Here is a 13,883-nt window from a genome sequence, read left to right as displayed (position 1 = left end):
GGCCGGCAAGGAGAGGATTGATGGCGCAGCAGCCCGGTTTTGATTTCTTCGGCTTCGGCAGCAAGCTCGGCGACGAGAGTGAAGTGCGCGCCAAATTCTGGCGCACGGCCAAAAAGGCCGCCCGGCAGATTCCGTTCATGGAAGAGGTCGTCGCCGGCTATTATTGCGCGCTCGACAGGAAGACGCCTTTGCGTGCCAAGGGCATATTGCTGGCAGCGCTTGGCTATTTCGTGCTGCCGGTCGATGTCATACCCGATTTCGTCTTCGGCCTCGGCTTCACCGACGACATCGCCGTGCTGACCGCCGCGATCTCCGCGGTAAGCGCCCATATCACCCCTGCGCACCGCAAGGCCGCCAAGGAGGCGATCGCCGACAAGAGCTGAATCGGCGTCGTTGGCAACTGGGTTCAGAAGAAATCCTCCGCTCAAACAGGACGATAGCGGCTTGGCTTCGGGTTCCGCTGCGGCCGTTCGAAAAGTCAAACTCTTGCCGCTTTCGTGGCCTCCAAGTCGCCGCAGGGACATTGCGAAAGCCGTTTTTTCAAGAAGCGGCGCGGAAATGGCGGTGGTTTCCATGGGTGAATGTCCTTTTCCAAGGGAAATTCACCGTTTGGTAACCCAGATTAAATCAAAATGAAGCGACGGGCAGGACGCCAAGCCGGCCTGCCCCGCACCATTTGGAATACGGGAAAAGCGATGCGCGGATTGATTGCACTAGTCTCGAGCCTGGTCCTGGTGGCTTTTGCCGCGCCGGCGCTGGCGCAGCAGGCGACCAAGATCGGCCAGCACAATGCCTGGGGCACCTACAGCTACCAGGCGCAGGGCGGCAAGGTCTGCTATGTGCTCACCGTGCCGACCGACAAGCAGCCGCCGACGCTCGATCACGGCGACATGTTCTTCTTCGTCAGCCAGCGGCCGGGCCAGCAAGTGTCCTACGAGCCGCAATTCATCGCCGGCTACACATTCCAGGAAGGCTCCAAGGCCACCGTCACCATCGACAAGAAGACGTTCTCGATGTTCACCCGCGGCAAGTCGGCCTGGGTCGAGAACGCCGCCGAAGAGCCGGTGCTGATCGCCGCCATGAAGACCGGCACCGACATGAAGGTCTCGGCGAAGTCCGGCCGCGGCAATCCGACGACCTATGTGTTTTCGCTGAAAGGCATCTCGGCCGCGCTGACGTCGATCGCCAAGTGCAAGTAGGCTGGCGCGGTTCCCGCCGCATGACTCTCGCCGCAACCTGTGCTATGCGCCGCGCTTCTTTTCGGCACGATGGATGAAATCGGCCGCAATTCGCTTATATTGGCGCTGATATGACCCTTTCCTTCGATCTCACCACTGAGGGCGCACGCGACGCGTTGCGCGCTCGCGCCACGCCCGAGAAGCCGTCGCTGATCGGCCTGACCCGGGCCGAGCTCGGTCAAGCCCTTGTCAGTGCCGGCATCGTGCCCGAGCGCCAGGCGAAAATGCGCGCCCAGCAGCTCTGGCACTGGATGTATGTGCGCGGCGTCTCCGATTTTGCCGGCATGTTCAACATCTCCAAGGATCTGCGCGCCGAACTCGACAAGCATTTTACCGTCGCCCGGCCCGAAATCGTCGAGGAGCAGATTTCCTCCGACGGCACGCGCAAATGGCTGTTCCGCTTTCCGCCGCGCGGCGCCGGCCGTCCCGTCGAGATCGAGACCGTCTACATCCCCGAGGAAGGCCGCGGCACGCTATGCATCTCCTCGCAGGTCGGCTGCACGCTGACCTGCTCGTTCTGCCACACCGGCACGCAGAAGCTGGTGCGCAATTTGACGGCGGAAGAGATCCTGGCGCAATTGCTCACCGCCCGCGACCGGCTCGGCGATTTCCCCGACCGCGACACACCCGACGGCGCCATCGTCCCTGCCGAGGGCAGAAAAGTCTCCAACGTCGTCATGATGGGCATGGGCGAGCCGCTCTACAATTTTGAAGCCGTGAAGAAGGCGCTGCTGATTGCCTCCGACGGCGACGGACTGTCGCTGTCGAAGCGCCGCATTACGCTCTCGACCTCCGGCGTGGTGCCCGAGATCTTCCGCACCGGCGAGGAGATAGGGGTCATGCTGGCGATCTCGCTGCACGCCACCAATGACGATCTGCGCGACCTGCTTGTGCCGATCAACAAGAAGTATCCGCTGAAGGAACTGATCGAGGCCTGCCGCGCCTATCCCGGCCTGTCCAACGCCAGGCGCATCACCTTCGAATATGTGATGCTGAAGGACGTCAACGATTCCATCGAGGACGCCAAGGGGCTGATCAAGCTGCTCAAGGGCATTCCAGCCAAGATCAATCTGATCCCGTTCAACCCGTGGCCGGGCACCAACTATCAGTGCTCGGACTGGGAGACGATCGAGAAGTTTGCCGACTACATCAACAATGCCGGCTATGCCTCGCCGATCCGCACGCCGCGCGGCCGCGACATCCTGGCCGCCTGCGGGCAGCTCAAATCGGACTCCGAACGCATGCGCAAGGTCGACCGCCTGGCGCTGGAAGCCATGATGATTGCGGGGCATGGCGAGGCGTGAGCCGCCTCTTCGCCTATATCCTCCGTTTCGCTGTCATCCTGTTCGGCTATGTCGTCGCCTCATTGGCGGCGAGCGCCTTTCTCAACGTGCTGTTCCTGGCTTCCGTCGGTTATATGCCGGACGATGCGCACCCAGCGGCGGCCGCGGCGCTGTATTTTTCGATCCCGTTCGTGGCGCTGTTTGTCGCCTATTTCGCTTTCATACCGGCGGTGGTCGCAATCCTGATCTCCGAGGTCCTCAGCCGCCGCGACTGGCTGTTCTATGCACTCGCGGGCGGCTTGGTGGCCGCGGCCTTCCTCGGCTTCGTCCACCAGAACGTGGATTTCGACGTCACCGAACCGCGCGCCATCGCCGCGGTGATCGGCTGCGGCATGGTCGGCGGCATCTTCTACTGGCTAAGCGCCGGCCGCTGGGCCGGAAGCTGGTGGCAGGCCGCTACTTCGCCTGAGCGGTCAGGATCTTGAGCGCGAAGGCCGAAAACACACCGGCAAAGAGATAGTCGACGACCCGCGTTACGCGCGGGCTGGCCTTCATCGCCGCCGAAAACCTTTCCGCGGCAAACACCATCGGCGCCGTCACAGGGATCGACAGCACGATGAACATGAGGCCGAGGGAGAACAGTTTTCCCGGCGCGTTCGGATCGTGAGCCGAGACGAACTGCGGCAGAAACATCATGAAGAACAGGATGATCTTCGGGTTGAGCAGGTTGACGCCGAGTCCGGCGGCCCAGCTGCGGAACAGCGAAATCTGCGGGCCATTCTTCTTCTGCGGTGAAAACGCCGAGCCCTTGGTCATCGCCTGCCAGGCCAGGAACACCAGATAGACGGCGCCGAAGATTTTCAGCACCAGGAAGGCCATTGGCGAGGCGACGATCAGCGCCGAGATGCCGACCGCCACCAAAGTTGTGTGGATCAGCGTTCCGAACAGAGCACCCGCCAGCGAGGCAAAGCCGGCGGCGCGGCCCTGGCTCAGTGTGCGCGAGACGAACAGCGTCATATCCGGCCCCGGCGTGATCGCCAGGACCATGGTGGCGATGGCGAACTGGATCAGCGTCGTGGTATCGGGAATGAAGGACATCGGTGGCCCCTAGCGAATGATCGTCGGTCTATAACGCAGCCTCCCCGCTCACGCCAGCAACTGACTGGCGTGGCATCTGGTCCAGCGGCTGCGGCGGCCGGCGCCCGTTCATCCCTTGCGCTGGCCGGAAATGCCGTGATACCTCGCCCGCGAAACTCACGCGCGGAACCGCCAAAATGTCCCCAGCAATGCCCAAGACAAAAGACGTCAAGAAGGTCGTGCTCGCCTATTCCGGCGGTCTCGACACCTCCATCATCCTGAAATGGCTGCAGACCGAGCTCGGCGCCGAAGTCGTCACCTTCACCGCCGATCTCGGCCAGGGTGGCGAGCTGGAGCCGGCGCGCAAGAAGGCCGAGATGATGGGCATCAAGGATATCCGCGTCGTCGATGTCCGCGAGGAATTCGTCGCCGACTTCGTCTTCCCGATGTTTCGCGCCAATGCCGTCTATGAAGGCACCTACCTGCTCGGCACCTCGATCGCCCGGCCGCTGATCTCCAAACACCTGGTCGAGATCGCCCAGGAGGTCGGCGCCGATGCTATTGCGCATGGCGCCACCGGCAAGGGCAACGACCAGGTCCGTTTCGAGCTTTCCGCCTATGCGCTGAACCCCGACATCAAGGTCATCGCGCCGTGGCGCGACTGGTCGTTCAAGTCGCGCACCGACCTGATCAACTTCGCCGAGCAACACCAGATCCCGGTGGCCAAGGACAAGCGGGGGGAGGCGCCGTTCTCGGTCGACGCCAACCTTCTGCACTCCTCTTCCGAGGGCAAGGTGCTGGAAGACCCGTGGAGCGAGCCGCCGGAATTCGTCCATCAGCGCACCGTCTCGCCGATGGAGGCGCCGGACAAGGTCACCGAGATCGAGATCGAATTTTTGAAGGGCGATCCGATTGCACTGAACGGCAAGAAGCTGTCGCCGGCCGCCATGCTGACGGCGCTTAACGATCTTGGCCGCGACAATGGCATCGGCCGGCTCGATCTGGTCGAGAACCGCTTCGTAGGCATGAAATCGCGCGGCGTCTACGAGACCCCCGGCGGCACCATCCTGATCGTCGCCCACCGCGCCATCGAATCGATCACGCTCGACCGCGGCGCCGGCCACCTCAAGGACGAGTTCATGCCGCGCTACGCCGAGCTGATCTACAACGGCTTCTGGTTCTCGCCCGAGCGGCTGATGCTGCAGGCGATGATCGACAAGAGCCAGGAGGACGTCGAAGGCACGGTGCGCCTGAAACTCTACAAGGGCAATGTCATGGTCACCGGCCGGAAGTCAAAGAAGACGCTCTATTCCGACGCACTGGTCACCTTCGAGGATGACCGCGGCGCCTACGACCAGAAGGACGCCGCCGGCTTCATCCGCCTCAACGCGCTGCGGCTGAGGACGCTGGCCGCGCGCAACCGCAAGGGTTGAGCCCAACTACTATTCCAGGAAAACCCGGCGGAGACTGCCAAGAGGGGCTAACGCCGGGCTCTTGATTATTCGCATGGCCATGCACCAACAAAAAAGCCCGGCGTTGGCCGGGCTTTCATGTCGAATGAAGATTATCGTTCAGCTGCCGTCGATCGCGTCGGCGATCTGGGCGATGGCCTGCTGGTAGACGCTGGCGGAATTCCAGCCGGCGATGGCGCCCATATTCGCACTCGCGCTAGCACCCGCCCGCCAGCCATGAGCCTTGAGGAAGTTGGCCGTCGAAGCCAAGGCCGTCGCCTTGTCGCGCAGATTTCCGTTGCCGACGCCGTACTTCAGGACATTGCCGGGCAGGAACTGCGTATGGCCGATCTCGCCATGCGCAGCCCCAACCGACGAGGCGCTCAGCGCGCCGCGATCGACCAGCTTCAGCGCCGCAATGGCATGCGGGTAAAAGAACCCCGGGCGACGGCAATCATAGGCAAGCGTCAGAATGGCGGAGACCGTGTTCTGGTTGCCAAGGGAGGCTCCGAAGCCGGTTTCCATGCCCCAGATGGCCAGCAACACGCCCGGCGACACGCCGTAATTGCTCTCGATCCTGTCGAACATCGCCGCATTCGACTTCTTCAGCGCACGGCCCCTGGAAATGATCGCAGCTCCGCCACGGCGCTTCATGAAGGCGTCCACCGAACCGCTGAACGCCTTGTGGATGGCGCGGTCGACGGAGATTGTCTTTGTCGCGTAGCTGGCACCGGCCAGAGCAGCCAGACCCTTCCCACCAACACCTTCGGACCTGGCCTGCGCGGCAAAGTCCTGCTTCCACGCTTCGAAGCCCGCGCCGGTCTTGCCGCAGCTGGCCGCCGCCTGCGCGCCCGTCGCCAGCGCGAGTACCGCGACCACCGCGGCAGCAATAATCTTTCCCTTGGCAAGCAATGCCATGCTTTCTCTCCTGATTGCCTGAATCACGTCCCGGTTGCGAACTTGCCAGCGAAACGCGCCATTGTCACCGTACCCCCGGCGCTACCCTGGCCAATGCAGCGGAATTTGCTTACGATCAAGTGCTTATTGTGGCCGAAACGCCCGGCGCCGGGCAGGCGAATTCGCTGCTCGGGTAAAAAGAGGTGACGGGGGCATGGAACGGCGGCCCGTGGCGGGCGTTTGGGCGAGGCGCCGCTCCGCACATATTCCTCCTCTGACGCCATACGCCAACGCCTGACGCATCGAGATCGACATGAAACTGTTCGACTGCCCGCATTGCGGCCACCGCCTCTACTTCGAGAATGCGCAGTGCCTGAATTGCGGGAGTCTCGTGCTTTACGATCCTGAGCATGCGCGCTTTGCCTTGTCTGACGTCGACGGCATCTTCCACTGCACCAATGCGGATGAATGCGCCTGCAACTGGATGGCCGAACCGGGTCATACCTACTGCCGCGCCTGCGTGCTGAACCAGCTGATCCCCGACCTCTCCGTCGACGGCAACCGCCGCCGCTGGATTCGCGTCGAGGCGGCCAAGAAGCGCGCCGTCTATTCGCTGCTCGCCTTCGGCCTTCCGGTCGCGCCCAAGCACAAGCACGGCGACGAAATCGGCCTCGCCTTCGACTTCATTGCCGATCCGATCGGCGGCGGTCCCGGCGGCGAACGCATCCTTACCGGCCACGACAACGGCCTGATCACGCTCAACGTCGCCGAGGCGGACTCGGCCGAGCGCGAGCGGCGGCGCGTCGAGATGGGCGAAAATTACCGCACGCTGCTTGGTCATTTCCGTCATGAGCTTGGCCATTACTACTGGGACCGGCTGATCCGCGACGTGCCGCAACGGCTCGAAGCCTTCCGGGCGCTGTTCGGCGACGAACGCCCGGACTACGAGCAGGCGCTGAAGGCCTATTACGCCAATGGCGCTGCGCCCGACTGGCAGCAGAACCACATCTCCGCCTATGCGACGTCGCATCCATGGGAGGACTGGGCCGAGACCTGGGCGCACCATCTCCACATCACCGACACGCTGGAGATGGTGCACGCGCTGAATTTTCCACTCGGCCAGCTTGAGACGATGGAGACCAATGTGCTGCCGCAAGGCGACACCGGCGGCCGGTTGCAGGCGGCGCCCGCGGAACCCAACGCCGTGCCCGAGCCGTTCGGAAAGATTCTCGCCCGCTGGCTGGTACTCTCGGAAGCCTCAAACTCGATCAACCGCTGCATGGGCCTGCCCGACCTCTATCCCTTCGTCATTTCGGACGTGACGGCGCAGAAACTCAGCTTCGTGCATGAGCTTTTGACCGGTTTGCCGAAAGAAACCGGAACAAATCGTGAGCTGGCGTCGGTATTTTAGCCGGAACGCATGCGCTCTGGTTTCGTTGGGTGTCGCGAGGGACCATGAAAGGGAGAGAAACCATGAGACGCATATTGTTTCCGGCCGTCGCCGGGGCGCTTGTCGCGATGTCGGGTGCGGCACTCGCCGATACCGCCGTCTCGGCCGTCACCGATCTTAATGTGCGCGCCGGCCCCGGCCCGCAATATCCCGTGATCGGCGTGCTCGCCGCCGGCCAGTCGGCGACGCTCAATGGCTGCATCGAAAACAGCAAATGGTGCACCATTGCCGAAGCCGGAGGCCAGGGCTGGGTCTATTCCGACTATGTCACGGCCGATTTCGGCGGCAACCGGGTCGTTCTGACACGCCGCCCCGCCGACGCCGCCATCACCGTGGTTACACCGCCGCAGGATGATTATCCCGATACCTATACCGGTGCGATTCTGTCCGACGACGGCCCCGTCGACGCCATCGACAGGCCACCGGCGGAAGTCGGCACCTATGTCAGCACGCACCGGCTCGATCCTGTCTATCTCGAGGGCGAGGTGGTGACCGGTGCTACCTTGCCCGACACGGTCGAACTACGCGAAATCCCCGACTACCGCTACCGCTACGTCTATGTGAATGGCCAGCAGGCGCTGGTCGACCCGCAGACACGGCGCATCATGTACGTCGTGCGCTGATTTTGCCTGGAAAGAATGACAAGTGAACTCGTGCCGCCCTCCTGCCGAGGCTGAGGGCGGCACAAGGGCTCGCTGAAACAGCAGCAATTGCGCGAGAGCCGACGATCCCCTAGATCATGCGACCCGATGCGTTCGGCAGAGGAACTCGCGTGATATCAGATCCAACCGCCTTCGAGCGCTATCGCAACACGGCCACCGAAAAGACGAACCTGCCGCGGCTGATAATCGGAACGGCGGTCGTCGTCCTGTTCTGGGTGGCGATCACCCTGGTTGTGGTGCTTGGCGGCACCTATGTCGCCATCCTCTGGCATGTATTGCCGGGCTATCCGCGCGGGCCGCTTCAGGGCTTTCTGGCCTCGCCCATCGGCATACTCACCGCACTCACCTCGTTTGCCGGCATCTGGCTCGGCCTCTGGCTTGCCATGCGTTTCGTCCATGGCGAGCCGCTCTCGGCGCTTTTCGGTGCCAGCCGCCGCGTGTCCTTGTCGGGCTTCCTCAAGGGCCTGGTCGCGGTGCTGATCACATCGGCGCTTTCCGAAATCCTGCTCTACTGGCTACAGCCCGAAATCGCCCGCGGCACGATCAACCTATCGACCTGGCTGCTGTTCCTGCTCCCGATCGTGGCGCTGACCCTGCTGCAGACCTCGTCCGAGGAGATGCTGTTTCGCGGCTATCTGCTGCGCGGCCTGGCCAAGCGCTTCGAGAGCCCTTACGTGTGGGCGCTATTGCCCGCTTTGCTGTTCACCTCCTTGCATTGGAGCCCGGGCTCGACCCCCGCCATCAACGCCTGCGTGCTGGCCTCGATCGCCGCGTTCGCCTTGCTGTTGACGCTGGTGGTTTATGTCACCGGCAATCTCGGCGCCGCCTTCGGCGCCCATCTCAGCAACAATCTCACCGGCTTCCTGCTGATCTCGCATCAGGAGAACTACAATTCCTTCGCCCTGTTCAACGCCAAGCCGCTGGAAGGTCCGGACTGGACGATGACGGATGCCGTCATCATCGCCGCCATCGGTATCGTCTGCACCTTGCTGACGATCCTGCTGCTTCTGCACCCGCGCTCGCCGCTGAAGGTTACGGCCGACCCTCGGGATGCAGGGTGAACTAAACAGGGACCGATCCAGAGACCGGCAAGCCGCCCTTGTCTTGACTCTTCGGCCGATTTCCTGTCTACAGCCCCGAAATCCGCGACGAGTATCCCTCCGAGCAAGCCGACCAGGACGCCAAAACCTTTTGAGGTGGGTGCTGTAAACAGATCCTGGAGGCCAACACCCGGCAGCGCTGAGCGCCCCCGGGTGCTTTTTGGTTTTGAGCTTTGCTTGGATGAGCGGCGCGAACGCACTACCTCTCGGGCACCATCGGGGTGCCTGAGAAAAAGGAAACGGAATGTTTGAATCGCTGCAGGAGCGCACAAGAGGCGTGGAGGGCCATCGGCCCGACAGGGATCACCATGAATCCAAGGCGCTCTCGCGCGGCGGGTTGACCAATGTTTGAATCACTTCAGGAGCGCCTTGGCTCCATCCTGAACGGCCTGACAGGCCGCGGCGCGCTGTCGGAGGCTGATGTCTCGGCGGCGTTGCGCGAGGTGCGCCGTGCGCTGCTCGAGGCGGACGTTGCGCTGGAAGTGGTGCGTTCCTTCACCGACAAGGTGCGCGAAAAGGCCGTCGGCGCCGCCGTCGTCAAGTCGATCAAGCCCGGACAGATGGTCGTCAAGATCGTCCATGACGAGCTGGTCGACATGCTCGGCGCCGAGGGCGTCGCCATCGACCTCAATGCGCCGGCGCCGGTCGTCATCATGATGGTCGGCCTGCAGGGCTCCGGCAAGACGACGAGCTCGGCCAAGATCGCCAAGCGCCTGACCGAGCGCCAGAACAAGAAGGTTCTGATGGCCTCGCTCGACACGCGGCGGCCCGCGGCACAAGAGCAGCTGCGCCAGCTCGGCGAGCAGGTCAAAGTCGCGACGCTGCCTGTCATTGCCGGCCAGAACCCGGTCGACATCGCCAGGCGCGCCGTCCAGGCAGCCAAGCTCGGCGGTCATGACGTCGTCATCCTCGACACCGCCGGCCGCACCCATATTGACGAGCCGCTGATGGTGGAGATGGCCGACATCAAGAAGGTGTCGAGCCCGCACGAAATCCTGCTGGTCGCGGATTCGCTGACCGGCCAGGACGCCGTCAACCTTGCCAAAAGCTTCGATGAGCGCGTCGGCATAACCGGCCTGGTGCTGACTCGCATGGACGGCGACGGCCGTGGCGGTGCCGCGCTTTCGATGCGCGCCGTCACCGGCAAGCCGATCAAGCTGATCGGCACCGGCGAAAAGATGGACGGGCTGGAGGAATTCCACCCCAAGCGTATTGCAGACCGCATCCTCGGCATGGGCGACATCGTCTCGCTGGTCGAAAAGGCCGCCGAACACATCGACGCCGAGCAGGCGGCGGCGATGGCCAAGAAGATGCAGTCGGGCAAGTTCGACCTGAACGACCTTGCCGGCCAGCTTCAGCAGATGTCGAAAATGGGCGGCATGGGCGGCATCATGGGCATGATGCCCGGCATGGGCAAAATGAAGGACCAGATGGCGGCCGCCGGCCTCGACGACAAGATGTTCGGCCGCCAGCTCGCCATCATCTCGTCGATGACCAAGGCCGAGCGCGCCAATCCGGACATGCTCAAACATTCGCGCAAGAAGCGCATCGCCGCCGGCTCCGGCACCGATGCGGCCGAGATCAACAAGCTCTTGAAGATGCATCGCGGCATGGCCGACATGATGAAGGCGATGGGCGGCAAGGGCAAAGGCGGCGGCCTGATGCGCGGCATGATGGGCGGCCTTGCCTCCAAGATGGGCCTCGGCGGCATGATGCCGGGCGGCCCCGGGGGCATGATGGGCGGCGGCATGCCCGACCTCTCCAAGATGGATCCCAAGCAGCTCGAAGCCTTGCAGAAGCAAATGCCCGGTCTTGACGGCATGAAGGGCCTGCCCACCCCGAGCGGCGGTGGCCTGCCCGGTCTGCCCGGCGGCATGAAGCTTCCCGGCCTTGGCGGCGGTGGTCTGCCCGGGCTCGGAAAGAAGAAGTGAGGACGCTATGAACGAAGAAAAAAACATGGCCGACGCACGCACCATCCTGGCCGGCTATCGCGCCTCGATCGACAACATCGACGCCGCCCTCATCCATATGCTGGCCGAGCGCTTCCGCTGCACCAAGGCGGTCGGCGTGCTCAAGGCCGAGCATGGCCTGCCGCCCGCCGACCCGGCGCGCGAGCAGGAGCAGATCACCCGCCTTCGCCAGTTGGCGAAGGACGCCCATCTCGACCCCGATTTCGCGGAAAAATTCCTCAACTTCGTCGTCCGCGAAGTGATCCGCCATCACGAGCAGATCGCCGCGTCCAACGGCGCAAGCAAAACCGGCTAACAAAGTGCATGTCGCCCAAAAGTGCGCAGCGGTTTTGGGACAACGACCTGCACCAGACAAAGCCATTAACCCAACACTGACATCAGAAATTTTAGGAGAAACGAAATGCCCTTGAAGATCAGACTGGCCCGTGCGGGCTCGAAGAAGCGCCCTTACTACCACGTCGTCATCGCCGACGCCCGTTCGCCGCGTGACGGCCGGTTCATCGAGTCGATCGGCTCGTGGAACCCGCTGCTGCCCAAGGACGGCGAGCGCGTCAAGGTCGACGCCGACCGCGTCAAGCATTGGCTGTCGCACGGCGCCCAGCCGACCGACCGCGTGCTGCGCTTCCTCGATGAGGCCGGCCTCCTCAAGCGCGAAGCCCGCTCCAACCCGAAGAAGGCCGAGCCCGGCAAGAAGGCGCAGGAACGCGCCTCTCTGCTGAAGAAGGCCCAGGAAGACGCCGCCGCCGCCGTTGCCGCCGCTGCTGCAGCCCCGGCCGAAGCGGAAGCCGCCACCGCCGAATAAGCAACCGCGTCATCGCATCGACAAAACGGCGGGCCTGTGCCCGCCGTTTTGCTATTGTGCGGCGATGCCCCATATGCGTTCGAACGAAAGATGAAGAGGCCCTTTTCGGCGGCGTAGCCGGGACGCTGTTGCGATGCGCCGGCGCCACGACAGGCGTCGTCGTGCTCAGCGGATCGAGCGGCCGCATCGACGTCGCCCGCGCCCGGCTCTTTGCCAAGGAAGGAGCATCCGCTCTCGCGCTGCAATGGTTTGGCGGCGAAGGTCAGGTGCCCGGCATTGCGAGATCCCGCTCGAAACGTTTTTCGCGGCGACCGGCTATCTTGTCCAGATGGGATGCCGGCGCATCGTCTATGTCGGGACCTCGAAAGGCGCCGAGGCCTCCCTGCTTGCGGCGGCTCATGATCCACGCATCGGCGTCGTGGTTGCGATCAGCCCGACATCGGTGGTCTGGGGCAATATCGGGCCGGGCCGCGACGGCGTCAGCTGGCCGGAACGATCGTCGTGGACGCTCGAGGGGATTCCTTTGCCGTTTGTCCCAAGCAATCCCGCTTGGAACGCTGAGTATGTCGATGGTCTGGTGTCCTACCGGGGGCTCTTCCTACGTGCCTTGCAAACCTTCAAGGACGCAGCGGCCAAGGCTGCCATTCCCGTCGAAGCTATTTCAGCCGACATTGTTCTGGTTGCGGGCGGCGACGACGCGCTATGGCCATCGCTGGATTTTGCCCAGTCGATCGTTCGGCGTCGCCAGGACACCGCAATGACCACCTGCCTCGTCTCAGTGCCCGACGCCGGCCACCGCATTCTGCTGCCGGGCGAAATCACGCCGCGCTCGAGGCTGCATGCCCATGGCGGCAATGACGACGCCGACACGCGCCTGGCCGCCTGGCTTGGGAGCATATCCGGGGATTGCTGTAGCGCAGGCAGCCATGGTCCAGCTGCCTTGGGCAACAGCGAAACCGGCGATCTATAGCCGCCGGTTTCCGATGTTGGACCTGGCTGTGTTCAATAACCGTCGGGGCAGCTGGCGATATAGGTGCGCCCGTTGCGGCCGCGGTAGCGACATTGACCGCTTTCGCTGGCACGGCCGATCAGCGCGCCGGCCACGGCGCCGACGGCGCCGCCGACGACGGCGCCCTGAACCGGATCATTTGCCACAGCTGCGCCAACCGCCGCGCCGCCGAGACCGCCGACCGCGGCACCCTTTTCGGTTTGCGAGCACGCACCCAGTGCGGTCGCCAGTACCAGAATGATCATCGCTTTTTTCATTGTCGTTCCTCTCTCACGCGGATCGCCGTCCTCGCCGCCACGGCTCTAACTCCCAGACAGCTGATTTGATCCCGAAAACGTGAGAGATCCCGGTGCGCGCGCCTGTCACATTCGTAACGACCGCCGCCGAGCTTGTTGAAATGCAGGACGTTTTACCTTTCAGTGGCCTTCTTCAGATTGGCGAGGCCAGCCTCGAAATCCTTGCCGATCAGCGTATCGAAATTCATGAAGAGGCCCAAAAGCTTGGCAATGAAGGGCCGGCTGCCGCGCATTGCCCAGGTGACTGCGGTGGTGTCGCCCGAGGGCTTCAGGGTGAAGTCGACGCTGTTGTTGGCCCGGAACGGCTTCTCGAAGTCGAGCTTCAGCGACACCAGCGAGGATGGCACGGAATTGACGATCTCCATGCGTCCCTTGCCGGCCTTGGCATTGCCTTCCCAGGCGTAGGCGGCGCCCTTGTCGGCATCAGCGCCCGACAGCGTGCGCTTCATCAGCGGGTCGAGCTTTTCGTAGGGTGACCACTCCGGCCAGTGCTTGAAATTGTTGATCAGCGGAAAGATCGCTTCCGGCGCGGCCTTGATGCTGGCGGTGCGGGCGGTGACGAAATCATTCGACCTCGTCGCCGCATAGATGAGCACGGCGGCGATGATGACGACCAGGATGATGAGAATGGTGCTGAGCATGTTTTTC

The 13,883-nt window shown here is 63.3% G+C and carries 15 protein-coding genes and 1 pseudogene; 12 read left to right on the top strand and 4 right to left on the bottom strand.

What is annotated here, in order from left to right:
• Positions 1-20 precede the first annotated feature (20 nt).
• The 4 genes from NKI31_RS18895 (at position 21) to NKI31_RS18880 (ending at position 3,006) form a co-directional block, all read left to right on the top strand.
• On the top strand, positions 21-383 hold the full coding sequence (locus NKI31_RS18895; RefSeq protein WP_023687669.1) for a YkvA family protein: 363 nt from the start codon (positions 21-23) through the stop codon (positions 381-383).
• A 312-nt stretch (positions 384-695) separates the two neighbouring features.
• Positions 696-1,199 carry an invasion associated locus B family protein gene (locus NKI31_RS18890; RefSeq protein WP_023671718.1) on the top strand — a complete coding sequence of 168 codons (504 nt, stop codon included), beginning with the start codon at positions 696-698 and terminating at the stop codon, positions 1,197-1,199.
• A 110-nt stretch (positions 1,200-1,309) separates the two neighbouring features.
• A complete protein-coding gene (rlmN, locus tag NKI31_RS18885; RefSeq protein WP_352652311.1) occupies positions 1,310-2,542 on the top strand; it encodes a dual-specificity RNA methyltransferase RlmN in 1,233 nt (410 codons plus the stop codon).
• Complete coding sequence (locus NKI31_RS18880) at positions 2,539-3,006, top strand: hypothetical protein (RefSeq protein WP_023694539.1); 468 nt, start codon at positions 2,539-2,541, stop codon at positions 3,004-3,006. Before rlmN ends, NKI31_RS18880 begins: the two co-directional genes overlap by 4 nt.
• On the opposite strand, the gene NKI31_RS18875 is transcribed toward NKI31_RS18880, so the two are convergent.
• Entirely contained in the window at positions 2,978-3,619 is a 642-nt protein-coding gene (locus NKI31_RS18875) for a LysE family translocator (RefSeq protein WP_352652310.1), read from the bottom strand. The genes NKI31_RS18880 and NKI31_RS18875 overlap by 29 nt on opposite strands.
• A 188-nt stretch (positions 3,620-3,807) precedes the next feature.
• On the opposite strand from NKI31_RS18875, the gene NKI31_RS18870 reads away from it, so the two are divergent.
• Positions 3,808-5,031, top strand: a complete 1,224-nt coding sequence (locus NKI31_RS18870; protein ID WP_352652363.1) for an argininosuccinate synthase — start codon at positions 3,808-3,810, stop codon at positions 5,029-5,031.
• A gap of 138 nt (positions 5,032-5,169) precedes the next feature.
• Here the strand turns inward: NKI31_RS18870 and NKI31_RS18865 are convergent, their stop codons facing one another.
• Positions 5,170-5,967 (bottom strand): lytic murein transglycosylase, encoded by a 798-nt coding sequence (locus NKI31_RS18865; RefSeq protein WP_023694544.1) that lies wholly within the window; start codon positions 5,965-5,967, stop codon positions 5,170-5,172.
• A 292-nt stretch (positions 5,968-6,259) separates the two neighbouring features.
• On the opposite strand from NKI31_RS18865, the gene NKI31_RS18860 reads away from it, so the two are divergent.
• The 7 genes and pseudogenes from NKI31_RS18860 to NKI31_RS18830 all read left to right on the top strand — a co-directional run bounded on the left by NKI31_RS18860 (position 6,260) and on the right by NKI31_RS18830 (position 12,845).
• Positions 6,260-7,357 carry a zinc-binding metallopeptidase family protein gene (locus NKI31_RS18860; RefSeq protein ID WP_023683835.1) on the top strand — a complete coding sequence of 366 codons (1,098 nt, stop codon included), beginning with the start codon at positions 6,260-6,262 and terminating at the stop codon, positions 7,355-7,357.
• Positions 7,358-7,419: 62 nt separating this feature from the next.
• Positions 7,420-8,019 (top strand): DUF1236 domain-containing protein, encoded by a 600-nt coding sequence (locus NKI31_RS18855; RefSeq protein ID WP_023683834.1) that lies wholly within the window; start codon positions 7,420-7,422, stop codon positions 8,017-8,019.
• A gap of 149 nt (positions 8,020-8,168) precedes the next feature.
• Positions 8,169-9,119: a CPBP family intramembrane glutamic endopeptidase gene (locus NKI31_RS18850; protein WP_352652309.1), complete on the top strand. Its 951-nt coding sequence runs from the start codon at positions 8,169-8,171 to the stop codon at positions 9,117-9,119.
• A 383-nt stretch (positions 9,120-9,502) separates the two neighbouring features.
• A complete protein-coding gene (gene ffh, locus NKI31_RS18845; RefSeq protein WP_352652308.1) occupies positions 9,503-11,089 on the top strand; it encodes a signal recognition particle protein in 1,587 nt (528 codons plus the stop codon).
• A 7-nt stretch (positions 11,090-11,096) separates the two neighbouring features.
• Complete coding sequence (locus NKI31_RS18840) at positions 11,097-11,423, top strand: chorismate mutase (protein WP_352652307.1); 327 nt, start codon at positions 11,097-11,099, stop codon at positions 11,421-11,423.
• Positions 11,424-11,528: 105 nt separating this feature from the next.
• The gene (gene rpsP / locus NKI31_RS18835) at positions 11,529-11,930 is read left to right on the top strand and encodes a 30S ribosomal protein S16 (RefSeq protein WP_023671705.1); all 402 of its coding nucleotides are present in this window, start codon (positions 11,529-11,531) and stop codon (positions 11,928-11,930) included.
• A 125-nt stretch (positions 11,931-12,055) separates the two neighbouring features.
• Positions 12,056-12,845 (top strand): annotated as a pseudogene (locus NKI31_RS18830) (acyl-CoA thioester hydrolase/BAAT C-terminal domain-containing protein).
• A gap of 87 nt (positions 12,846-12,932) precedes the next feature.
• Here NKI31_RS18830 and NKI31_RS18825 read toward each other — a convergent pair.
• The gene (locus tag NKI31_RS18825; protein WP_023683830.1) at positions 12,933-13,196 is read right to left on the bottom strand and encodes a YMGG-like glycine zipper-containing protein; all 264 of its coding nucleotides are present in this window, start codon (positions 13,194-13,196) and stop codon (positions 12,933-12,935) included.
• A 152-nt stretch (positions 13,197-13,348) separates the two neighbouring features.
• Positions 13,349-13,876, bottom strand: coding sequence for an SRPBCC family protein (locus NKI31_RS18820; RefSeq protein ID WP_352652306.1), 528 nt, complete (start codon positions 13,874-13,876; stop codon positions 13,349-13,351).
• Between the last annotated feature and the right edge of the window lie 7 nt (positions 13,877-13,883).

It is taken from the genome of Mesorhizobium sp. M0659 (genome assembly GCF_040320605.1).
Lineage (GTDB): Bacteria > Pseudomonadota > Alphaproteobacteria > Rhizobiales > Rhizobiaceae > Mesorhizobium.
The sequence above is the reverse complement of the archived record's forward strand: the minus strand, read 5'-3'. Positions and strand labels throughout refer to the sequence as shown.

Coding starts and splice junctions, on each gene's coding strand:
- NKI31_RS18895 (WP_023687669.1), top strand. CDS start 21: ATGGCGCAGCAGCCCGGTTTTGATTTCTTCGGCTTCGGCAGCAAGCTC.
- NKI31_RS18890 (WP_023671718.1), top strand. CDS start 696: ATGCGCGGATTGATTGCACTAGTCTCGAGCCTGGTCCTGGTGGCTTTT.
- rlmN (WP_352652311.1), top strand. CDS start 1,310: ATGACCCTTTCCTTCGATCTCACCACTGAGGGCGCACGCGACGCGTTG.
- NKI31_RS18875 (WP_352652310.1), bottom strand. CDS start 3,619: ATGTCCTTCATTCCCGATACCACGACGCTGATCCAGTTCGCCATCGCC.
- NKI31_RS18870 (WP_352652363.1), top strand. CDS start 3,808: ATGCCCAAGACAAAAGACGTCAAGAAGGTCGTGCTCGCCTATTCCGGC.
- NKI31_RS18865 (WP_023694544.1), bottom strand. CDS start 5,967: ATGGCATTGCTTGCCAAGGGAAAGATTATTGCTGCCGCGGTGGTCGCG.
- NKI31_RS18860 (WP_023683835.1), top strand. CDS start 6,260: ATGAAACTGTTCGACTGCCCGCATTGCGGCCACCGCCTCTACTTCGAG.
- NKI31_RS18855 (WP_023683834.1), top strand. CDS start 7,420: ATGAGACGCATATTGTTTCCGGCCGTCGCCGGGGCGCTTGTCGCGATG.
- ffh (WP_352652308.1), top strand. CDS start 9,503: ATGTTTGAATCACTTCAGGAGCGCCTTGGCTCCATCCTGAACGGCCTG.
- NKI31_RS18840 (WP_352652307.1), top strand. CDS start 11,097: ATGAACGAAGAAAAAAACATGGCCGACGCACGCACCATCCTGGCCGGC.
- rpsP (WP_023671705.1), top strand. CDS start 11,529: ATGCCCTTGAAGATCAGACTGGCCCGTGCGGGCTCGAAGAAGCGCCCT.
- NKI31_RS18825 (WP_023683830.1), bottom strand. CDS start 13,196: ATGAAAAAAGCGATGATCATTCTGGTACTGGCGACCGCACTGGGTGCG.
- NKI31_RS18820 (WP_352652306.1), bottom strand. CDS start 13,876: ATGCTCAGCACCATTCTCATCATCCTGGTCGTCATCATCGCCGCCGTG.